We start from the raw sequence: 20,376 nt of genomic DNA, 5'->3' as shown, positions 1-20,376 counted from the left end.
GTTCTTTGAAGGGCGATCGTGAAGCGGGGCCGCTTATTGCGGCAGGTCCGGCACGAAGGTGTCCAGACCGGCGGAGATCAGCTCGGGCGAGATGCCCATGGCCCAGCCGGTCGCGACGGCGGCCAGCACCGCGTCGGTCGCGATCTCCTGGCCGACCGCGCGGAAGCGGGCCTGCAGCGATTCGACGTTCGCGCCGGAGGTCTCGGACGTGCCCTGCGCCAGCATCGCGGCGCCGCCGCGCAGGAACACGCCGCGGCCTTCCTTGCCGCGGTGTTCCGTCAGCGCGGCGTTGCCGGCGTCCAGCGCGTAGAGGATCACTTCGCCGTCGGACAGCTCGGCCATCTCGGCCACCTTGGCCTCGTCGGCATTGAGCACGGCGACGCCGTCGGACAGCACCACGTCGACCTGCGTGCGCAGCACCTTGAAGAGCTGGTCCTCGGTCTGGATGTCGTGGTTGTCGAGTTCGTCCACGCGGCCCAGGTCGGTGACCACGCCGACCTGGCAACGGTCGTAGGCCAGGCCGTCGCCCAGGATGGTGCCGGCGCCGTTCTCGACCACGATGGCGTCGACCGCGCGGTTCATCAGCAGGCGGTGGCTGGCGGCCCAGGTCGCGCTGGGCTTGCGCTCCACGCGGCGGGTGCCCAGGAACAGTCCGGCGCCGCAGGCCAGGCCGACGTGGCGGCCGTTCAGGTGCAGCAGCCAGCCGACCAGGCGCGCGATCTGCGCGGTGCCGCGCGAACCGGTCACGCCCACGATGGGGATGCGGCCGCTCTCGTCCTCGGCGAACAGGTGGTCGATGATGGCCTGGCCCACCGGCTGGGGCATGCCCTCGGCCGGCTTCAGGTGCATCAGCAGGCCGGGGCCCGCGTTGACTTCGACGATCGCGCCGCCGGTCTCGGACAGCGGCTTGGAGATGTCGCTGCAGACCAGGTCGACGCCGGCGATGTCCAGGCCGACGGTGCGCACCGCCAGCGAGACGGCGTGCGCCACTTCCGGATGGATCTGCGCGGTGCAGTCGATGGCGACGTTGCCGTTGCGCTGGATCAGCACGCGCTGGCCGGCTTCGGGGATGCCGTCGCCGGTCAGGCCCTGGCGCTGCAGGTCCAGCAGCACGACTGGGTCGCCAGTGATGTCGATGCGGTTGAGCGGGAAGTCCTCGGTCGTGCCGCGGCGCGGATCGGTGTTGATCTGCAGGTCGATCAGCTGGATCACGGTGTGCGTGCCGTCGCCGGTGACCCAGGCTTCCTCGCCGCGCGCGGCCGCGACCACCTGGCCGCCGACGACCAGCAGCCGGTGCTCCATCCCCGGGATGTAGCTCTCGACCAGCACTTCCGAGCCTTCCTTGTCGGCGACGTGGAAGGCGGCCTCGACGTCCGCTTCATGGCGCAGGTCCAGCGTGACGCCGCGGCCGTGGTTGCCGTCGGACGGCTTCACGACGACCGGCAGGCCCAGGTCCTGGGCGACGTCCCAGGCCTCGGCGGCGGTCTTGACCGCCTGGCCCGCCGGCACCGGCACGCCGACCGACTTCAGCAGTTCCTTGGTCAGGTCCTTGTCGCGGGCGATGCCTTCGGCGATCGCGCTGGTCATGTCGGTCTCGGCCGTCCAGATGCGGCGCTGGCGCGCGCCGTAGCCCAGCTGCACCAGGTTGCCGTCGTTCAGGCGGATGTGGGGGATGCGGCGGTCGGTCGCCGCGGCCACGATGGCGGCGGTCGACGGGCCGAGGTAGCAGTCGTCGAGCTTGTCGCGGATCGCCACGACAGCCGCGTCGACATTGAAGTCGTCGCCGTTGATCGTGGCCATCAGCAGCGCGTGGCCCTGTTCCAGCGCGCAGCGCGCGACCTGCTCGTCGCGGGCGCGGAACACCATGCGGTACACGCCGTGGCGAGAGGTGGAGCGCGTCTGGCCGAACCCGGTCGGCATGCCGGCCAGGTTGAGCAGCTCGATGACGATGTGCTCCAGCACATGGCCCATCCAGGTGCCCTCGGTCAGGCGCTGCAGGAAGCCCCCGCGCTCGCCCACGCCGCAGTGGTGCTCGACCAGCGCCGGCAGACGCTGGCACAGGCGGTCGGTGAACCCGGGGATCAGGTGGGAGGGATGCTCTTCCAGGCCACCCAGGTCCAGCCAGGTTTCCAGCACCGGACGGTAGGTCCACATGTTGGGGCCGCGCAGGTAGTTGATGCGCAGGAGCTTGATGTCGTCGTGTCGGCTCATGAGGGGTGGAAACGTGGAAGAGGGTCGCCCGGCGGACCACCGGACAATGATGCGAAGCACAATTGTGCGCTTAAGCGAAAATTGTGCGAAAGATGCCACGACCTGGTTGGACCGGGTCTTGCCCCGTTGGGGGGCAACGGCAGAAAAGTCTCGAAGAAACCTTTCGTTTCGCAGATCGCCAGAAGAATCAAAAATGCAGCATTCACATCCTGTCGCGTTGGCCGGTGCCGGCGGCGTTCCGGCCGCCGAGGCTTTCGAAACACGCCTGCGGCGTGGCGAAAACGTCCGGGCCTCGCTGGAGGTTGACCTCGACGGGCGTCTGCGCTTCTCGGCGGGCGGTCTGCGACTCACGGATCAACGGCTGCTGTCCCTGGAAGCCTCCGAGGACGAAGGCGGCGCCCCGGTCTTCCGGGAATGGCCGCTGACGCCCGACCTGAAGCTGGTGCTGTCCGACCACGCCGGGCTGGGCGCGCTGGAGCTGGTGGACGCCGACGGCCGGCTGGCGCAATGGCGCTTCACGATGCGGGCCAACCTGCAGGCCCAGCGCTTCCAGGACGCCTTCAACCGCCGCGACGAGGTCGAGGCCAAGCTGGACGAGGAGCCCGAACTCTGCCCGAGCTGCCAGGCCATCCTGCCGGAAGACAGCGAGGAATGCCCCTCCTGCGCCCGCGAGCTGCACACGCCGCCGTCCACCTGGGTGCTGCTGCGGCTGTGGCGCTTCGCCGGACCCTACCGGGGTCAGCTGTTGCTGGGCTTCCTGCTGATGCTGGGCGCGACCGGCGCGACGCTGGTGGCGCCCTACCTGGCGATGCCGCTGATGGACGACGTCCTGATCCCGTTCCAGCAAGGCAAGCAGATCGACACCATGCTGGTGGTGATGTACCTGGGCGGGCTGTTCGGGGCGGCGATCGTGTCCTGGATCCTGGGCTGGGCCAAGACCTACATCCTGGCGCTGGTGTCGGAGCGCATCGCCGCGGACCTGCGCACGGCGACCTTCGACCACCTGTTGGGCCTGTCGCTGGAGTACTTCGGCTCCAAGCGCACCGGCGACCTGATGAGCCGCATCGGCTCGGAGACCGACCGGATCAGCGTCTTCCTGTCGCTGCACGCGCTGGACTTCATCACCGACTGCCTGATGCTGGCGATGATCACGGCGATCCTGTTCCACACCAACCCGTGGCTGGCGCTGGCCACGCTGGTGCCGCTGCCCTTCATCGCGTGGCTGATCCACCTGGTGCGGGACAAGCTGCGCACCGGCTTCGAGAAGATCGACCGGGTCTGGGGCGAGGTGACCTCGGTGCTGGCGGACACGATTCCCGGCATCCGCGTGGTGAAGGCCTTCGCGCAGGAGCGCCGCGAGGCCGAGCGCTTCCGCACCGCCAACAAGCACAACCTGGTCGTCAACGACCGGCTGAACAAGACCTGGAGCCTGTTCACGCCCAGCGTCTCGCTGCTGACCGAGATCGGCCTGCTGGTCGTCTGGGCCTTCGGGATCTGGCTGATCGCGCATTCGCAGATCACGGTCGGTACGCTGACCGCGTTCCTGGCCTACATCGGACGCTTCTACGGGCGGCTGGATTCGATGAGCCGCATCGTGTCGGTGACGCAGAAGGCGGCCTCGGGCGCGAAGCGGATCTTCGACATCCTCGACCACCATTCCAACGTGCCGGAGCCGACGCAGCCGGTGGTGCTGGACAAGGTCGAGGGCGAGCTGTCGCTGCAGGACATTGGCTTCCGCTACGGCAACCGGACGGTGATCCGCGACCTCAACCTGGTGATCAAGCCGGGCGAGATGATCGGGCTGGTCGGCCACAGCGGCTCGGGCAAGAGCACGATGGTCAACCTGATCTGCCGGTTCTACGACGTGACCGAGGGCGCGATCAAGCTCGACGGCGTCGACCTGCGGCGCTTCAAGCTGTCGGACTTCCGCCGTCACATCGGGCTGGTGCTGCAGGAGCCCTTCCTGTTCTTCGGCACGATCGCGGAGAACATCGCCTACGGCAAGCCGGAAGCGACGCGCGACGAGATCGTCGCCGCGGCGCGCGCCGCGCATGCGCATGAATTCATCCTGCGGCTGCCGCAGGGCTACGACTCGCTGGTCGGGGAGCGGGGTCAGGGCTTGTCCGGCGGCGAACGCCAGCGGATCTCGATCGCCCGCGCGCTGCTGATCGACCCGCGCATCCTGATCATGGACGAGGCCACCTCGGCCGTGGACACGGAGACGGAGAAGGAGATCCAGAAGGCGCTGGACAACCTGGTGCGGGGCCGCACGACGATCGCCATCGCCCACCGCCTGTCGACGCTGCGCAAGGCCGACCGGCTGGTGGTGATGGACCGCGGCGAGATCGTCGAGGTCGGACCGCACGACGAGCTGATCGCCAAGCAGGGCGCCTACTGGCGCCTGTGGGAGGCGCAGGCCCGCCGCGTCGACGCGGAGGAGCAGGACAACGTCGTTGTCGTCGCGCCCAACGTCAACGTCCACACGGCCACGCAGGCCTGATCGCGACCAGGATTCTTCATGAACAACATCCAGACCCTGGCGCGCAATGCCTATGGCCGGCTGACGCTGGTGGACGACGCCGGTCAGACCCACGACAACGTCACGCCCGTGCGGGCGCATCCGCTGAGCGCGCCTGATGAGGGCCTCTCGCTGGTCGGCACCGACGGGCATGAGATCGCCTGGATCGACCGGCTCACGGACCTGCCGCAGGCGCAGCGCGAGCTGCTGCAGGACGAGCTCGCCCACCGCGAGATGACGCCGACGGTGCTCAAGCTGCTGGCCGTCTCGACCTTCTCGACGCCGTCCCAGTGGACCGTCGAGACCGACCGCGGCACCACAGGCTTCATCCTCAAGAGCGAGGAAGAGATCCGCCGCCTCGGGGAAGGGCGCTTGCTGATCACCAGCTCCCACGGGCTGCACTTCCTGGTGCCGGACCGGTTCGCGCTGGATCGGCATTCGCGCAAGCTGCTCGAGCGCTTCCTGTGATCCCAGGGTCTTCGGGCCCACCCTTACGCATTTCTGCCATGGGCCCTACGAGGCCCAAGCTGCCCTACAATTGACGTTTACGTAAACGTAAGACGAATTGCCCAGCGGCCGCCCGGAGAGGCGGCCGCGGAGGTGGTCGAGGAGACAAACCCATGAGCCTGCCCGGTCTGAATTTCCATCTCGGCGAGGACATCGACGCCCTGCGCGACGCGGTGCGCGAGTTCGCCCAAGCCGAGATCGCCCCCCGCGCTGCGGAGATCGATCGCAGCGACCAGTTCCCGATGGACCTGTGGCGCAAGATGGGCGACGTCGGCGTCCTGGGCATCACCGTGCCCGAGGAATACGGCGGCGCCGCGATGGGCTACCTGGCCCACATGGTGGCCATGGAGGAGATCAGCCGCGCCAGCGCCTCGGTGGGCCTGAGCTATGGCGCCCACTCCAACCTGTGCGTCAACCAGATCAAGCGCAACGGCACCGACGCGCAGAAGCAGAAGTACCTGCCCAAGCTGATCTCCGGCGAACACGTCGGCGCGCTGGCGATGAGCGAACCCGGCGCCGGCTCCGACGTCGTGTCGATGAAGCTGCGTGCCGAGGACAAGGGCGGCTACTACGTCCTCAACGGCAACAAGATGTGGATCACCAACGGTCCCGACGCGGACACGCTGGTCGTCTACGCCAAGACCGAACCCGAGCTCGGCGCCCGCGGCATGACCGCCTTCCTGATCGAGAAGGGCATGAAGGGCTTCTCGATCGCGCAGAAGCTGGACAAGCTCGGCATGCGCGGCAGCCACACCGGCGAGCTGGTGTTCCAGGACGTCGAGGTCCCGGCCGAGAACGTGCTGGGCCAGGTCGGCGGCGGCACCAAGGTGCTGATGTCGGGCCTGGACTACGAGCGCGCCGTGCTGGCCGCCGGACCCATCGGCATCATGCAGGCGGTGATGGACAACGTCGTCCCCTACATCCACGACCGCAAGCAGTTCGGCCAGTCGATCGGCGAATTCCAGCTGATCCAGGGCAAGGTCGCCGACATGTACACCGTGCTGCAGGCCGCCCGCGCGTTCTGCTACACCGTGGGCAAGAACCTCGACGCGCTGGACGGCTCGCACGTCCGCCAGGTGCGCAAGGACTGCGCCTCCGTCATCCTCTGGTGCGCCGAGAAGGCCACCTGGATGGCCGGCGAAGGCATCCAGATCTTCGGCGGCAACGGCTACATCAACGAGTACCCGCTGGGCCGCCTCTGGCGTGACGCGAAGCTCTACGAAATCGGCGCGGGCACGTCCGAGATCCGGCGCATGCTGATCGGCCGCGAGCTCTTCGCCGAGACAATGTGACCCCCCTACCGGCTTCGCCGGCCCCCCGAGGGGGCGCACCCGATGGCCTGGCAGAGCCAGTTCCATGGGTGCCGCTTGGTTGGAAAGCCGCATTCGCTACTGTCACGCCATGTGACGCGACAATGCTGGTCATGAGCACGACGAACGAACTGCAAGACCTGCTGGACAACAACAAGCGCTGGGCCACCGCGACTGAGGAACAGTCGCCCGGCTTCTTCTCGCGCTTGCTGAAGCAGCAGACGCCGCAATACCTCTGGATCGGCTGCGCCGACAGCCGCGTCCCGGCCAACGAGCTGGTGGACCTGCTGCCGGGCGAGCTCTTCGTCCACCGCAACGTGGCGAACGTCGTGGTCCATTCGGACCTGAACTGCCTGTCGGTCATGCAGTTCGCCGTGGACCAGCTGAAGGTCCAGCACATCATCATCGTGGGCCACAGCAACTGCGGCGGCGTGCGCGCCGCGCTGGAAGACCTGCGCGTCGGCCTCGTGGACAACTGGCTGCGTCACGTCCAGGACGTGCGCAACCACCATCAGGAATGGCTGGACCAGGTGGTCCCCGACCAGCGCGCCAATGCGCTGTGCGAGCTCAACGTGCTGGAGCAGGCCCGCAACGCCTGCCAGACGACCGTCGTCCAGGATGCCTGGGCGCGCGGTCAGGAAGTCGCCGTGCACGGCTGGGTCTACGGCTTGCACAACGGCCTGCTGAAGGACCTGAGCATCACCGTCGGCAAGGCCGAGGACGTCGGCCCCGCCTATCGCAGCGCGCTGGACGCGCTGCACCGCCGCTACGAGGCGGCCATGGGCCGCTGAGCCCGCACGGCCACCGAGCGGATACCAGCGGTCACGACCGGGACGGAGCAGGACCACCGATGTTCCCTCACGAGCTCAACGATCCGCGCGCCTTCGAGATCGCCCAGGCGATGCTCGAAGGCTTCGACAAGCACTACCGCCTGTTCCGCGCGGCGTCCGCGACCGCGAAGCAGCGCTTCGAGCAGGCCGACTGGCACGGCCAGCAGTTCGCGCAGCGCGAGCGCATCGAGTTCTACGACCTGCGCGTCGACGAGGCCGTCCTCGAGCTGGAACAGCGCTTCAAGACCAGCGCGCTGCCCAGCGAGGTCTGGCAACAGGTCAAGCTGCACTACATCGGCCTGCTGACCAAGCACCTGCGGCCGGAGCTCGCCGAGACCTTCTTCAATTCGGTCACGACACGCATCCTCCACCACAGCTACTTCCACAACGAGTTCATCTTCGTCCGGCCGGCGATCTCCACCGAGTTCATCGAGAACGAGGAACCCGCCGCGCAGCCCACCTACCGCTGCTACTACCCCTCGCAGGACACGCTGCGCGACACCTTCATGCGCATCGTCTGGAACTTCCAGCTGGCGCTGGAGTTCGAGGACCTCGGCCGCGACATCGACCTGGTGCTGGAAGCCGTCGGCAAGGAGCTGGGCGCCTTCCGCTGGCGGACGAATTTCCAGGTGCAGGTGCTGTCCTCGCTGTTCTTCCGCAACAAGGGCGCGTACATCGTCGGCAAGATCATCAACGGCTTCACGGAGACGCCGTTCGCGCTGCCCATCCTGCACAAGGAGGCGAGCGACGGTGAGATCGACCAGACGGCGGAACGCCAGCTCTACATCGACGCCGCGCTCTTCGGCGAGGACGAGCTGCAGATGCTGTTCAGCTTCGCGCGGGCCTATTTCCTCGTCGACATGGAAGTGCCCAGCGCCTACGTGCAGTTCCTGCGCTCGCTGATGCCGCGCAAGCCGCGCTCGGAGATCTACGCGACGCTGGGGTTGCAGAAGCAGGGCAAGAACCTCTTCTATCGCGACTTCCTCAACCACCTGCGCCACAGCAGCGACAAGTTCCGCATCGCGCCCGGCATCAAGGGCATGGTGATGCTGGTCTTCGACCTGCCGTCCTATCCGTTCGTGTTCAAGGTCATCAAGGACTTCTACCCGCCGCAGAAGGACACGACGCGCGAGCAGATCCAGTCCAAGTACCTGCTGGTGAAGCAGCACGACCGCGTCGGGCGCATGGCCGACACGCTGGAGTACACGCGGGTGGCCTTCCCGCGCCACCGCTTCGAGGACGAGCTCGTGGCCGAGCTGAAGCACTTCTGCCCGTCGCTGCTGGAGGAGACCGGCGAGGACCTGGTCATCAAGCACCTCTACATCGAGCGCCGCATGGTGCCGCTCAACATCTACCTGCAGGAAGCGTCGCCGGCGCAGCTGGCGCATGCGGTGGTCGAGTACGGCAACGCGATCAAGGACCTGGTGGCGGCCAACATCTTCCCCGGCGACATGCTGTGGAAGAACTTCGGCGTGACGCGCCACGGCAAGGTCGTGTTCTACGACTACGACGAGATCGAATACCTGACCGACTGCAACTTCCGCAAGGTCCCCGAGGCCCGCAACGAGGAAGAGGAAATGTCGGGCGAGGTCTGGTACACGGTGAACAGGCTCGACGTGTTCCCCGAGACCTTCGGGCCCTTCCTGCTCGGCCATCCGGGCGTGCGCGACGTCTTCATGGCGCACCACGCCGACCTGCTCGACCCCGCGTTCTGGCAGACCCACAAGGAACGCATCCTGGCGGGGCACGTCGAGGACGTGTTCCCGTACGACCCGCACAAGCGCTTCCACGTCCGCGACGTCGCCCCGGCCCTGAAGGTGCCGGAGTCGCAGGACCGGGAACTTCCCATTCATTGACGAACCCCCTGATTTCTTTGAAGGAGACCTCCATGTCCGATTCCATCGCCATCGTTTCCGCCGCCCGCACGCCGATCGGCGGCCTGCTGGGCGACTTCGCCGGTCTGGCCGCGTGGGAGCTGGGCGCCGTCGCCATCAAGGCGGCCGTCGAGCGCGCCGGCATCCCGACCGACGCGATCGAGGAAGCCTTCCTCGGCAACTGCCTGATGGCCGGCCAGGGCCAGGCCCCGGCGCGCCAGGCCGTGCTGAAGGCGGGCCTGCCGCAATCGGTGGGCGCGGTCACGCTGTCCAAGATGTGCGGCGCCGGCATGCGCGCGACGATGTTCGCGCATGACACGCTGAAGGCGGAGAGTGCCGACATCCTGATCGCCGGCGGCATGGAGTCCATGACCAATGCACCGCATCTGATGTTCGCGCGCAAGGGCGTGAAGTACGGCGCCGCGCAGATGTACGACCACATGGCGCTGGACGGCCTGGAAGACGCGTACGAGCGCGGCAAGGCCATGGGCGTCTTCGCCGAGCAGTGCGTCGACAAGTACGCCTTCACGCGCGAGGCGCAGGACCAGTTCGCGATCTCGTCGACGGAGCGTGCCAAGCGCGCCAACGAGGACGGCAGCTTCGCGTGGGAGATCGCGCCGGTGACGATCGCCGGCAAGGGCGGCGATACGGTGATCTCGCGCGACGAGCAGCCGTTCAAGGCCAAGCTCGACAAGATCCCGACGCTGAAGCCGGCGTTCAAGAAGGACGGCTCGATCACGGCCGCGACCTCGTCGTCGATCTCCGACGGCGCCGCGGCGATGGTGCTGATGCGCGAATCGACTGCCAACAAGCTGGGCGTGAAGCCGGTGGCCCGCATCGTCGGCACCGCGGTGCATGCGAATGCGCCCGAGTGGTTCACGACGGCCCCGGTCGGCGCGATCCAGAAGCTGCTGGCCAAGAACAACTGGGACGCCAAGAGCGTCGACCTGTGGGAAGTCAACGAGGCCTTCGCCGCGGTGACCATGGCCGCGATGGCCGAGTTCAAGCTGCCGCACGAGATCGTCAACGTCAACGGCGGTGCCGTGGCGCTGGGTCATCCGATCGGCGCGTCGGGCGCCCGCATCCTCGTCACGCTGCTGGGCGCGCTGAAGCACCGCGGGCTGAAGCGCGGCGTCGCGGCGCTGTGCATCGGCGGCGGCGAAGCCACCGCCGTCGGCGTCGAGCTGATCTGAGGACGGACCGGATGACGCAAGTCCTCATCATCGGCGCGTCGCGGGGCATCGGCCTCGAGCTCGTGAAGCAGCACCGCGACCGCGGCGACACCGTCGTCGCCACGGCGCGCGACGACGCCAGCCTCGAGAAGCTGAAGGCGCTCGGCGCGACGGCGATCAAGCTCGAGGTGTCCGACGTGGTCAGCATCGCCGGCCTGGCCTGGCAGCTGGACGGCTACCAGTTCAACCGCGTCCTGTACGTGGCGGGCCTCTACGGCCCGAAGACGATCGGCCTGCAGCCGCCGAGCGCGGCCGACTTCGACGCCGTCATGCACACCAACGTGCTGGGTCCGATGCGCGTGCTGCCGCAGCTGCTGGACGCGCTCGCGCCGGACGCGCGCATCGGCATCCTGTCCTCGCGGATGGGATCGATGACGCTGCGCGCGAACTCGGCGGGCTGGGTGTACCGCGCGTCCAAGGCGGCGGTGAACTCGGTGATGAAGGACCTGTCGCTGACGCTCGACGGCCGCGCGATCTGCGTCAGCCTGCATCCGGGCTGGGTCAAGACCGACATGGGCGGCCAGGAGGCCGACATCGACGTCGCCACCAGCGCGTCCAGCCTGCGCGCGGTGCTCGACGGCCTCAAGCCGGCCGACAACGGCGGCTTCTTCAACTACGACGGCACCCCGCTGCCCTGGTGATGAAACGCTGGGCCCGCGTGACGCTGAAGATCCTGGGCGGCTTCCTGCTGGGCGTGGTCACGCTCGCGGCGGCCTGGGCGGCGTTCAACAACCGCCTGGTCGACGATGCGCCGCGTCCCGTGCCCGAGGCGTTGCGCGTGCCGGCGACGACGTTGCCGCAGGAGCGCAACGCGTTCTTCGCGTTGATCGGCCTGACCGCCGCGGGCGACGATCCGCAGGCGGAAGGCGTCAAGCGCTGGGCCGCGATCGACGCGGGCGCGATCAATCTGCCGGAACCGGCTGCACCCCGTCGGTGGCCGACCGCGACGGCGCTAGGTCCGATCCTGGCAGCGTGGCAATGCGACGCGCAGACAAAGGACTGCGTGGCCGTCTGGACGCGCGAGGCCACGAGCCTGCGCGCGCTGGTCGATGCGCACGTCGACATGGGCAGTCGCTGCGAGGCGGTGGCCCGTCCCGGCATGGTGCTCGAAGAGCCGCTGATCACGCCGCGCGACCAACTCAAGACAGTCAACGACAGCTATGTCCGGCGCGCAAGCATGGGAATGTCTTGGCAAGGGGTGGTGAACTGCCAGCGTTGGCTCGAAATCCGCGCCGCGCTGGCGGGGCAGGCGGGCGACAAGGCTGCGATGCTGGGCTTCGCCAGGCAAGGCGAGGCCTTGTCCGGCGCGATGCTCTCTGGCGCGCGCACGCTGATCGGTGTCGGCGTCTCCGGCGCGATGGCTCGCATGCATTGGCGCACCGTCACCGATCTGGCGGCACGCTACCCGGCGGCGGGACAGGACCTGCGCGCCATGCTGCGACCGCTGCCGGCGCAGGCGCTCGATGCCTCGGTCTGGATCCGGAGCGAGTCTCAGTTCGGCCGGGAAGCGGTGAAGGAGGACACCTGCGTCGATGAGGGCGTGCATTCCGGCGCGGCATCGTCGACCCAGCCCTTGCGCTGCAAGCCGGCCTTCTGGCTGATGCCTCACGCCACCCGGCATCTGATGGACGCGCAATGGCTGGAAGTTCAGGCGAAGGCGTCCACGGGGCTGCTGGACCTGATCGACTGGCAACCGGATCCCGCGTCGAAATGGGTGCTGAGCGTGCCATGGCGCAACTCGATCGGCGGCATGCTGGTCTCGGTCAGTGCGCCCATGTATCCGCACTACTTCCGCAAACAGGCCTCGCTGATGCTGCTCAACGAAGCCGCCCGCATGGCGCTCGCGGCGGGCAACGTCGAGCCCTCGAAGCGTTCGGCCTGGCTGGCCCGACAACCGATGGACGCCCGCCTGCGCGAGCGCTTGAGCGTCGACGGCGACGAGATCGTCGCGCGCGTCTGGGCGACGGTGTCCGAGCAGGACACGCTGCGCTACCGCATTCCCCCTGGCGCCACGAGCGCCGCCCCCGTCACGGGATCCACCCTCGATCCCTCTCCGTCCAAGAGCTGACCATGCTGCTTTCCGAAGACCACCGCGCCGTGCAGGACGCCGTCCGCGCCTACGTGCAAGACCAGATCGCGCCGAAGGCGGCCGGATGGGACAAGTCCCACCAGTTCCCCGCCGAGGAGCTCAAGGGCCTGGCCGCGCTGGGCTGCTATGGCGTGGCCGTGCCGACCGAGTACGACGGCGCGGGCCTGGACTACCTGGCGCTGGCGATCATCCTGGAGGAGATCGGCGCCGGCGACGGCGCGACCTCCACCGTGGTGAGCGTCAACAACTGTCCGGTGTGCAGCATCCTGATGGCCTTCGGCAACGAGGACCAGAAGCAGCGCTTCCTCAAGCCCCTGGCGCGCGGCGACATGCTGGGCGCCTTCTGCCTGACCGAGCCGCACGTGGGCTCCGAGGCCGGCGGCCTGAAGACCACGGCGGTCCTCGACGGGGACGCGTACGTCCTCAACGGCGTCAAGCAGTTCATCACCAGCGGCAAGAACGGCGACGTCGCCATCGTGATGGCGGTGACCGACAAGGCCGCGGGGAAGAAAGGCATCTCCGCCTTCCTGGTCCCGACGAACACGCCCGGCTACGTCGTGGCGCGCATCGAGGACAAGATGGGCCAGCACGCCAGCGACACGGCGCAGATCCTGTTCGAGAACTGCCGCGTGCCCGCCGCCAACCGGATCGGCGAGGAAGGGCAGGGCTTGAAGATCGCGCTGTCGGGGCTGGAAGGCGGCCGCATCGGCATCGCGTCGCAGTCGGTGGGCATGGCCCGTGCGGCCTTCGAGGCGGCGCTGCGCTACAGCAAGGAGCGCGTCGCCTTCGGCGTGCCGATCTTTGAACACCAGGCGATGCAGCACAAGCTCGCCGACATGGCCACGCAGATCGAGGCCGCGCGCCAGCTCATCTGGCACGCCGCCGCGCTGAAGGACGCCGGCCAGCCCTGCCTGAAGGAAGCGGCGATGGCCAAGCTCTTCGCCAGCGAGATGGCGGAGCGCGTCTGCTCCGCCGCGATCCAGGTCCACGGCGGCTACGGCTACGTCAGCGATTTCCCGGTCGAGCGGATCTACCGCGACGTCCGCGTGACGCAGATCTACGAAGGCACGTCTGAAGTGCAGAAGATCCTGATCGGCCGCGCGCTCGTCTGAGCCGGCCCATGAGCTGGCCCAGGAGCCGGCTCGTGCCGGCTTATTCGCTTTCCCGGACCACGCGCGCGTTCAGCGCCTGCACCGGCCGCGCGTTCTTGCCGACCAGCTTGCGGAACGCGGCGATCTGCCGCGACGACAGCGTCACCGGCTCCTTCAGCACCATCCAGTGCACGCCTTCCGAGCACGGCGGCGTGGTCAGCGAGCCGGCGAAGTCGTAGTAGCCCAGCGACTTCGGCAACAGGGCTGCCAGGTCCAGCGACAGCTCATCCACGGTGATCTTCTCGCCCACGCGCGGCAGGTGCTGGAACACCGGTGCCCACGCCGCGTTCGAGCGCCCCGCGCGGATCAGCACCGCCACCACGCCGAGTTCCCCGGCCGCGTTCCTGTGGACGAAGTGCGCCACCATCGGCAGCGACCGGCCCTGGAGGTGTTCCTCGCTGGGCGTATGGAAGTGGAATTGCAGCAGCTCATAGCGCTGGTCGCCGACTTCCAGCGTGTTGCCGGCAGGCAGGTTCACCTGCACCGTGTGGCCGTTGTTCCAGATCGTCGGCGCGACGCTGCCGTAATGGAAATCAAGGGCGGGCAAGGCCGCCTTCACCGTCTTGACGATGTCGATCGGGCTCTGCCGATGGCCCGAGGCGCACGTGGCGAACGAGGGGTCGATCTCGCCCCAATGAGGGGCGCCTCTGTCGCCGGTGTATTCCCACTGCGACGCGGCGGCGGCGGGCAAGGCGGACGACAGGAGACCGACCGACAGAGCGGCGAGCAGGAAACGTGCGTGGAGGAACATGGAATGCTCCGGAGGATTGAAGGAGAGGCATCAGTGGAGGCGCTTGCCCGGCCTGGCCTTCGACGTGATCCGAACCTCATGAAATCGTTGAATATGAGGGTTTGTCTGCGAACGCTTGTCCACGACACCGAACTTCCCGGATGCCTGAGGTCACGCGCATCGGCATTCGCGTTTTCCCGCTCCCTCTTTGGATGGCTTGCCGGCGCGCGACGGGGGACGTAGATTGCGGCCCGCTGGCGACAAGACCTGACCCTCGACGGGGCATCGGGCGCCGCCTTCGATCAGGGAGAAGCTCATGTTGTCGACGATGCGGCGGCGCCTGCCTGCCATGGGAAACCTGTTCGCGCCTGTCCTGGCGCTGACGGTCTCGGTGATGCTGACCGGCTGCGGCGGCGCGGTCGAGAAGGCCATCGGGAATCTGCTGGACGAGACCAAGGTTCCGTACTCGCTCAGCCAGAACACGGCGGACTGCAAGCCCGCGGAGCCGGGCGCCTCGTGCCCGGACGTGAAGATCTACGCCTCGAAGCGGCACGACGGGGTCAACACGATCCGGCCGACCTGGAACGAGGTGCCGGACAACAATGCCACCCTCCGCGTCGTCGACCACGTCTACCGCGACGTGCTGCCCAACGGCGACGTGCAGCTCAGCATCGGGTTCGTGACCCAGCTGCTGCCGGGCGTCTACACCGGCACGATCGAGATCAACATCATCTCCCTCGAGATCTTCACCACCTACGTGCCGGACAGGATCCGCTATCGACTGGAGATCGGCACGGGCGTCACGCCGACGCTGACGACGCTGCCGGCGGCGATCCCGGGCCAGGCCGACTGGACGAGTTTCGGCGGCACGCCCGCGCGCACGGGCTACGTGCCGGTGACGCTGGATGCGTCGAAGTTCAGCGCCCGTTGGGCGCGGTGGCTCTACAAGACGGCCGACGTGCGCGGCGAGGGCCTGACGCTCGGCCTGGGACGCATCGCCGTGCCCGGCCTGCGGCCCGACAACGCCACCCAGACCAACGCGTCCGTGCTGGACCTGCAGGACGGCAAGGAGGTCTGGTCGGCGACGCTGCCCGCTGTGCCCTCGCAGGTGATCGCCGCCGGCGACCGCCTCTTCTGGAGCACGCCGCGCGGTCGTGTGATGGTCACGGCGAGCACCGGCGGCACTGTCGTCGGCGAGCACGCGAGCCTGGGCATCACCACCGCGGATCCGGGCTGGACCGTCGCGGGAGACCGGCTGCTGATTCCGGTCGACCCCCAGGTCAACAACCTGACGGCGATCGGCAGCGCGGACCTCGTCACGCGCTGGACCACGGAACTCTCCGACCGGGTGGCCAACGTCAACTACCGGTCCTGGGGGCCGACCGCCGACACGGCGGCTGATCGTGTCTACGTCGACGCGGGAGGGGTGTACCGGGTGCTCCGCCTGAGCGACGGCGCCATCCTGGCCGAGGCGCAGGTGCCGACCCGTGAAGACGGCACCTTCACGCAGATGACGACCTACCAGGCGCCGGTGCTGCCCGACGACGGCGTCAGCGCGATCCTGCTGAGCCATCGCGACATCCTGCCGGGCTCGGCCATCGGCAATCGCCTGACCGTGGTGGAGCGTGCCAGCGGCGCGCAGCGCTGGTACGTCGAGGGCCAGTTCATGGACCTTCCGGTGTCGGCGCATGGCGTGGTGTACGCGTCCAACCAGCTGACCAAGGCGGTGGAGGCCCGTCGGATGACCGACGGCGCGGTGCTCTGGTCCTGGCCGATGGACGCGGGCGACAACTACTGGCAGCGCCAGATGGTGCTGACCGACAGTCACCTGTTCGTTTCGACCGACAAGCAGACGCTGGCGCTGGACCTGACGACCCGGCAGGTGGCGTGGCGCACGCCGAGCGGCGGCTCGCTGGGCGTGACCCGCGAGGGCGTGCTGGTGGTGCTGTCCCAGGGCGAAAGCTCGCAGACGCTGACGACCCTGAAGGCATTCAACCTGCGTTGATCGCCAGGTGGACGCTGCGCCCGACGGGGCGCAGCGATCACTCGTCGCTGTCGAGCGCCTGCGCCCAGAGCGGCGCGGCGGCTTCGAACATCGACGGCGCGCTTCCCAGCGCTTTCGGATCGCGGGCCAGCCGGATCCACGCCAGGGTGTCGTGGTGGCTGCCCGGCAGCAGGTCGCGGCTGCGTTCCTGCATCAGCCACGCGTGCAGCGCGGCGTACTGTTCGGGGTGGCGCTGCGCAGTCCAGCCCAGCCCGACGAGATCGCCGAAACCCTCCTCGCGCCGCGCGGATTTCATCGACAGGTAGGCCCGCTGCAGGTCCGGGCTCAGGCCTTCGGGCACCGGCGTGGCCGAGAAGCCCGTCGGCAGGTTGAACCAGGCGCCGTCCAGGTAACGGCGGCAATGGCCGAGTTCATGCGCCGCCATCAGTTCGAGCGCGCTGTCTTCCAGGCCCGCCGGCAGGCGCCGCATCGTCGCCTCGCCCTCGGGGTTGCCGCGCAGGCTGAGCACCAGCTTGCAGCGGCCGTCCTTGAAGCCCAGCGCCAGCGGTGCGGCGTCGGGCGCGTCCTGCGGTTGGACCACGACGTCGACCGGCATGCCCGAGGTCTTCGCGTGCTGGAGCACCGGCGTCATGCCCGCGATCCATCGCTGTTCCAGCGATGTCAGACCGGCGGCGTGCGCGGTCGTCGAGAAGACGGCGTGGGCGGCGGCGAGCGCGGCAAGCGCGGCGAAAAACTTCTTCATCACGGCTCGGGTCCTGCGGTTGAGGAGGCAGAACACCGATGGTGAAGGGGCGTGCGGCGCTTGTGGGCGGCCGGTTCCGCGCGCGAGCCGGGGCCGCGTGAAAGGCTGCCGCTTGAAAGCGGCGAGTTGTAAACCGGACGCCGTGCGGCAGGCGCCGGGCGCTCAGGTCGGCTCAGCCCAGCGCCGTGTCCAGCACCATCATCAACGCGAAGCCGAGCATCAGCCCCTGCGTCGCCCAGCGCTCGTGGCCCTTGCGGTGCGACTCCGGAATGATCTCGTGGCTGATGACGAACAGCATCGCGCCCGCCGCGAAGCCCAGTCCCCACGGCAGCAGCAGCGGCCATGCGGAGACCACCCACGCACCGAGCACCGCGCCCACCGGCTCGACCAGCCCTGACGCCGCGCCCAGCAGCAGCGACTTGCGCCGCGAGTAGCCCACCGCCATCAGCGCCACCGCGATGACGAAGCCTTCGGGCAGGTCCTGGATCGCGATGGCCAGGCTGAGGCTGGCCGCCGCCACCGGATCGTTGGCCGCGAAGGCCACGCCGATCGCCAGGCCCTCCGGCAGGTTGTGCAGCGTGACCGCGATCACGAACAGCGTCGTGCGCCGCAGCCGCGTGGGGTCCATGCCCTCGCGGCCCTTGATGAAGTGCTCGTGCGGGAGCCAGCGATCGAGCGCCATCAGCGACCACGCGCCGAGCAGCACGGCCAGCGCGACCTGCGTCGCGGCGCCCGTGGGCGTCGAATGCACGCGCGCGGCCTCGAGACCGGGAATGATCAGCGAGAAGGAGCAGGCCGCCAGCATCACGCCGGCGCCGAAGCCCATCAGCGCGTCCTGCCCGCGCGCGGACAGGCTGCGCGTGCCCAGCGCGGGCAGCGTGCCGAAGGCCGTCGCCGCCGCGGCGAGCAGGCCCGCCTGCAGCGCCATCGCGATCACCGAGCCGTGACCGACGCCGCCGGCCGGCCTGATCCACAGCCAGCCCTGCTGCAACAGCAGCACCGCGCCGATCAGCAGGATCGCGAAGCCGAAGGCCTGGCGCAGCCGATGCCGGCGCGCCAGCGTGCGGTCGTCGCGGGGGATCGCGTCAGAGTCCGCCATCGGTCAGCTTCCCGGGATCCAGCATCTGCTGGAGGGTGGCGCGGTCGAAGTCGGTCATCTCCTCGGCCACCTCGACGATGGGCCGCTTCTCCGCATAGGCGCGCTTGGCGATCGCCGCGGCCTTCAGGTAGCCGATCTCGCGGTTCAGCGCGGTGACCAGGATCGGGTTGCGCGCCAGCGCGTGCTGCAACCCCTCCTTGTTGACCTTGAAGTCGCGGATCGCCTGCTCGGCCAGCGCCTTGGTCGCCGCCGCCAGCAGCGCCAGGCTGTCCAGCAGGTTGGTCGCGATCAGCGGCAGCATCACGTTGAGCTGGAAGTTGCCCGACTGGCCCGCGATCGTGATCGCCGCGTCGTGGCCGATGACCTGCGCGCAGACCATGGTCACCGCTTCCGGGATCACCGGATTGACCTTGCCCGGCATGATCGACGAGCCGGGCTGCAGCGCGTGCAGCTCGATCTCCGCGAGGCCGGCCAGCGGGCCGGAGTTCATCCAGCGCAGGTCGTTGGCGATCTTCATCAGCGCGACCGCCAGACCCTTCAGCGCGCCTGACAAGGCGACCGCCGTGTCCTGCGCCGACAGCGCGGCGAAGAAGTCCGGCGCCGGGCGGAAGCTCAGGCCAGTCAACTTGGAGAGTTCCTCGGCGAAGCGCTGCGCGAAGTCCGGATGCGCGTTGATGCCGGTGCCCACCGCGGTGCCGCCCTGCGCGAGCTCGCACACCGACGGCAGCAGCGCGCGCAGCTGCGCGCGGCGCGCCTCGATCTGCGCGCACCAGCCGCCGAGCTCCTGTCCCAGTCGCAGCGGCATCGCGTCCATCAGGTGGGTGCGGCCGGTCTTCACGTGATGCCCGTCGCTCTGGATCTTGTCCTGCAGCGTCTGCACCAGCAGGTCCAGCGCCGGCAGCAGCTCGCCTTGCAGCGCCTGCGCGGCGCTGATGTGCAGCACCGTCGGGATCGAGTCGTTGCTGCTCTGGCCCGCGTTGACGTGGTCGTTGGGATTCACCGTGACCGGGTTCGCCGCGCCGCTGCCGATCAGCCGCGTGGCGACCGTGGCGATCACCTCGTTCGCGTTCATGTTCGAGCTGGTGCCCGAGCCGGTCTGGAAGATCTCCACCGGGAAGTGGCTCATCAGCGCCGGGTCCTGCAGCAGCTGCGTCGCGGCGCGGTCGATGGCCTGGCCGATGTCGGCCGGCACCTGCTCGAGCGCGATGTTGGCGCGCGCCGCGGCGGCCTTCTGCAGCACCAGCGCGCGCACGAAGCGCTCGGGCATGGGCTGGCGGCTGATGGCGAAGTTCTCGACCGCGCGTTGCGTCTGCGCGCCGTACAGCGCGTCGACGGGGACGGCGACTTCGCCCATGGAGTCGCGTTCGATGCGGGTGGCCTTGGTCATGGGGATGCTTCTTTCCTGATCATTCCTGGAGGGGGCTGCGGCTCAGGCGCCAATGGAAGCGCTGCAGGCGCGCGACGAGGGCGGCGTCGCCCTGGGCGTCGGCCAGCCGGTGCAACGCCGCGAGCGGACGGTTGAGCTGATCCAGGCAGGCACATCGCCAATGCCAGGGTAGCAGCGTGTTGTGAGCGGCGCCGTACAGCAGCCGGAGGGCCTGTTCGTGGGCGGGGATCGCGGCGAGGACGCCGGCGTCGACCAGCTGCTCCAGCGCCAGCTGATGCTGCCGCAGCAGCGCCGGCTCATCGGGCGCGAGGCCGCAGGTGATCTTCAGCGCCATCCAGCGCAGGCATTCGACGCCCGGATGATCGGCGGCGGCGCATCCCCCGTCGACTGCCATCGGCGCGGCGCGCGTCTCCCCCGCGCGAGGGAGACCCGATGCGGAGGCGGATGCGGTCACGGACGGGCCGCGCGGCACGGGCATGCGAGAGGGCAGCAAGGGCATGGCGACTCCTGACGATCGAGGCGTGAACCGGTGGATCCGGCGGACACGGGCTGGCAGGGACGCTTGCTGTGGCGGAACGGGAAGCGGGATCCGGCAAGACCGGCGCCCGACGCAAAGGCAAAAAGAAAAGAGAGGTCGAGCCGCGAAACGATGCCGAATCGGATCGCGGCGCAACCTCTCTGCAATTTGCAT

At 68.6% G+C, this 20,376-nt stretch carries 16 protein-coding genes; 10 read left to right on the top strand and 6 right to left on the bottom strand.

The genetic code is table 11. The annotated features are described in order from the left end of the window. Window positions 1–33: 33 nt before the first annotated feature. Entirely contained in the window at window positions 34–2,211 is a 2,178-nt protein-coding gene (gene cphA, locus ABE85_RS18510) for a cyanophycin synthetase (protein WP_067277915.1), read from the bottom strand. Window positions 2,212–2,404: 193 nt separating this feature from the next. Here cphA and ABE85_RS18505 point away from each other — a divergent pair, with 193 nt between their 5' ends. From ABE85_RS18505 to ABE85_RS18465, 9 genes are all read left to right on the top strand, one after another. Further along, window positions 2,405–4,711 carry an ABC transporter transmembrane domain-containing protein gene (locus ABE85_RS18505; protein ID WP_082938733.1) on the top strand — a complete coding sequence of 769 codons (2,307 nt, stop codon included), beginning with the start codon at window positions 2,405–2,407 and terminating at the stop codon, window positions 4,709–4,711. A gap of 18 nt (window positions 4,712–4,729) precedes the next feature. Further along, window positions 4,730–5,197 (top strand): DUF1854 domain-containing protein, encoded by a 468-nt coding sequence (locus tag ABE85_RS18500; protein ID WP_067277912.1) that lies wholly within the window; start codon window positions 4,730–4,732, stop codon window positions 5,195–5,197. Window positions 5,198–5,349: 152 nt separating this feature from the next. After that, window positions 5,350–6,528 (top strand): isovaleryl-CoA dehydrogenase, encoded by a 1,179-nt coding sequence (locus ABE85_RS18495; protein ID WP_067277909.1) that lies wholly within the window; start codon window positions 5,350–5,352, stop codon window positions 6,526–6,528. A gap of 131 nt (window positions 6,529–6,659) precedes the next feature. After that, entirely contained in the window at window positions 6,660–7,337 is a 678-nt protein-coding gene (gene can, locus ABE85_RS18490; RefSeq protein WP_067283092.1) for a carbonate dehydratase, read from the top strand. Between the two features lie 59 nt (window positions 7,338–7,396). Next, entirely contained in the window at window positions 7,397–9,232 is a 1,836-nt protein-coding gene (gene aceK, locus ABE85_RS18485; protein ID WP_067277906.1) for a bifunctional isocitrate dehydrogenase kinase/phosphatase, read from the top strand. A gap of 32 nt (window positions 9,233–9,264) precedes the next feature. Then, entirely contained in the window at window positions 9,265–10,443 is a 1,179-nt protein-coding gene (locus tag ABE85_RS18480) for an acetyl-CoA C-acyltransferase (protein ID WP_067277905.1), read from the top strand. 11 nt (window positions 10,444–10,454) lie between these two features. Beyond that, a complete protein-coding gene (locus tag ABE85_RS18475; protein WP_067277903.1) occupies window positions 10,455–11,123 on the top strand; it encodes an SDR family oxidoreductase in 669 nt (222 codons plus the stop codon). Continuing rightward, window positions 11,123–12,550, top strand: a complete 1,428-nt coding sequence (locus ABE85_RS18470; RefSeq protein WP_067277901.1) for a hypothetical protein — start codon at window positions 11,123–11,125, stop codon at window positions 12,548–12,550. Before ABE85_RS18475 ends, ABE85_RS18470 begins: the two co-directional genes overlap by 1 nt. Before the next feature lie 2 nt (window positions 12,551–12,552). Beyond that, window positions 12,553–13,683, top strand: a complete 1,131-nt coding sequence (locus ABE85_RS18465) for an acyl-CoA dehydrogenase family protein (RefSeq protein WP_067277899.1) — start codon at window positions 12,553–12,555, stop codon at window positions 13,681–13,683. A 40-nt stretch (window positions 13,684–13,723) separates the two neighbouring features. On the opposite strand, the gene ABE85_RS18460 is transcribed toward ABE85_RS18465, so the two are convergent. Then, window positions 13,724–14,473 carry a carbonic anhydrase gene (locus ABE85_RS18460; protein WP_067277897.1) on the bottom strand — a complete coding sequence of 250 codons (750 nt, stop codon included), beginning with the start codon at window positions 14,471–14,473 and terminating at the stop codon, window positions 13,724–13,726. A 295-nt stretch (window positions 14,474–14,768) separates the two neighbouring features. Here ABE85_RS18460 and ABE85_RS18455 point away from each other — a divergent pair, with 295 nt between their 5' ends. After that, a complete protein-coding gene (locus ABE85_RS18455) occupies window positions 14,769–16,457 on the top strand; it encodes a PQQ-binding-like beta-propeller repeat protein (protein ID WP_067277896.1) in 1,689 nt (562 codons plus the stop codon). 37 nt (window positions 16,458–16,494) lie between these two features. On the opposite strand, the gene ABE85_RS18450 is transcribed toward ABE85_RS18455, so the two are convergent. The 4 genes from ABE85_RS18450 to ABE85_RS18435 form a co-directional block, all read right to left on the bottom strand. Then, window positions 16,495–17,199 carry a hypothetical protein gene (locus tag ABE85_RS18450; RefSeq protein ID WP_067277893.1) on the bottom strand — a complete coding sequence of 235 codons (705 nt, stop codon included), beginning with the start codon at window positions 17,197–17,199 and terminating at the stop codon, window positions 16,495–16,497. Window positions 17,200–17,371: 172 nt separating this feature from the next. After that, window positions 17,372–18,298: a ZIP family metal transporter gene (locus ABE85_RS18445; protein ID WP_067277889.1), complete on the bottom strand. Its 927-nt coding sequence runs from the start codon at window positions 18,296–18,298 to the stop codon at window positions 17,372–17,374. Further along, window positions 18,285–19,685, bottom strand: coding sequence for a lyase family protein (locus ABE85_RS18440; RefSeq protein WP_067277886.1), 1,401 nt, complete (start codon window positions 19,683–19,685; stop codon window positions 18,285–18,287). The genes ABE85_RS18445 and ABE85_RS18440 overlap by 14 nt, the downstream gene beginning before the upstream one ends. Window positions 19,686–19,704: 19 nt before the next feature. Continuing rightward, window positions 19,705–20,184 carry a hypothetical protein gene (locus ABE85_RS18435; protein ID WP_157522605.1) on the bottom strand — a complete coding sequence of 160 codons (480 nt, stop codon included), beginning with the start codon at window positions 20,182–20,184 and terminating at the stop codon, window positions 19,705–19,707. Window positions 20,185–20,376 lie beyond the last annotated feature (192 nt).

The organism is Mitsuaria sp. 7, assembly GCF_001653795.1.
In the GTDB taxonomy this organism is placed as follows: domain Bacteria; phylum Pseudomonadota; class Gammaproteobacteria; order Burkholderiales; family Burkholderiaceae_C; genus Roseateles.
The sequence above is the reverse complement of the archived record's forward strand: the minus strand, read 5'-3'. Positions and strand labels throughout refer to the sequence as shown.

Excerpts from the sequence above, each read along its gene's own strand:
- ABE85_RS18480 (WP_067277905.1), top strand. The coding sequence starts at position 9,265 with ATGTCCGATTCCATCGCCATCGTTTCCGCCGCCCGCACGCCGATCGGC.
- ABE85_RS18455 (WP_067277896.1), top strand. The coding sequence starts at position 14,769 with ATGTTGTCGACGATGCGGCGGCGCCTGCCTGCCATGGGAAACCTGTTC.
- ABE85_RS18450 (WP_067277893.1), bottom strand. The coding sequence starts at position 17,199 with ATGAAGAAGTTTTTCGCCGCGCTTGCCGCGCTCGCCGCCGCCCACGCC.
- ABE85_RS18440 (WP_067277886.1), bottom strand. The coding sequence starts at position 19,685 with ATGACCAAGGCCACCCGCATCGAACGCGACTCCATGGGCGAAGTCGCC.
- ABE85_RS18445 (WP_067277889.1), bottom strand. The coding sequence starts at position 18,298 with ATGGCGGACTCTGACGCGATCCCCCGCGACGACCGCACGCTGGCGCGC.
- ABE85_RS18505 (WP_082938733.1), top strand. The coding sequence starts at position 2,405 with ATGCAGCATTCACATCCTGTCGCGTTGGCCGGTGCCGGCGGCGTTCCG.
- ABE85_RS18500 (WP_067277912.1), top strand. The coding sequence starts at position 4,730 with ATGAACAACATCCAGACCCTGGCGCGCAATGCCTATGGCCGGCTGACG.
- aceK (WP_067277906.1), top strand. The coding sequence starts at position 7,397 with ATGTTCCCTCACGAGCTCAACGATCCGCGCGCCTTCGAGATCGCCCAG.
- ABE85_RS18495 (WP_067277909.1), top strand. The coding sequence starts at position 5,350 with ATGAGCCTGCCCGGTCTGAATTTCCATCTCGGCGAGGACATCGACGCC.
- ABE85_RS18460 (WP_067277897.1), bottom strand. The coding sequence starts at position 14,473 with ATGTTCCTCCACGCACGTTTCCTGCTCGCCGCTCTGTCGGTCGGTCTC.
- ABE85_RS18465 (WP_067277899.1), top strand. The coding sequence starts at position 12,553 with ATGCTGCTTTCCGAAGACCACCGCGCCGTGCAGGACGCCGTCCGCGCC.
- ABE85_RS18475 (WP_067277903.1), top strand. The coding sequence starts at position 10,455 with ATGACGCAAGTCCTCATCATCGGCGCGTCGCGGGGCATCGGCCTCGAG.
- ABE85_RS18435 (WP_157522605.1), bottom strand. The coding sequence starts at position 20,184 with ATGCCCTTGCTGCCCTCTCGCATGCCCGTGCCGCGCGGCCCGTCCGTG.
- can (WP_067283092.1), top strand. The coding sequence starts at position 6,660 with ATGAGCACGACGAACGAACTGCAAGACCTGCTGGACAACAACAAGCGC.
- ABE85_RS18470 (WP_067277901.1), top strand. The coding sequence starts at position 11,123 with ATGAAACGCTGGGCCCGCGTGACGCTGAAGATCCTGGGCGGCTTCCTG.
- cphA (WP_067277915.1), bottom strand. The coding sequence starts at position 2,211 with ATGAGCCGACACGACGACATCAAGCTCCTGCGCATCAACTACCTGCGC.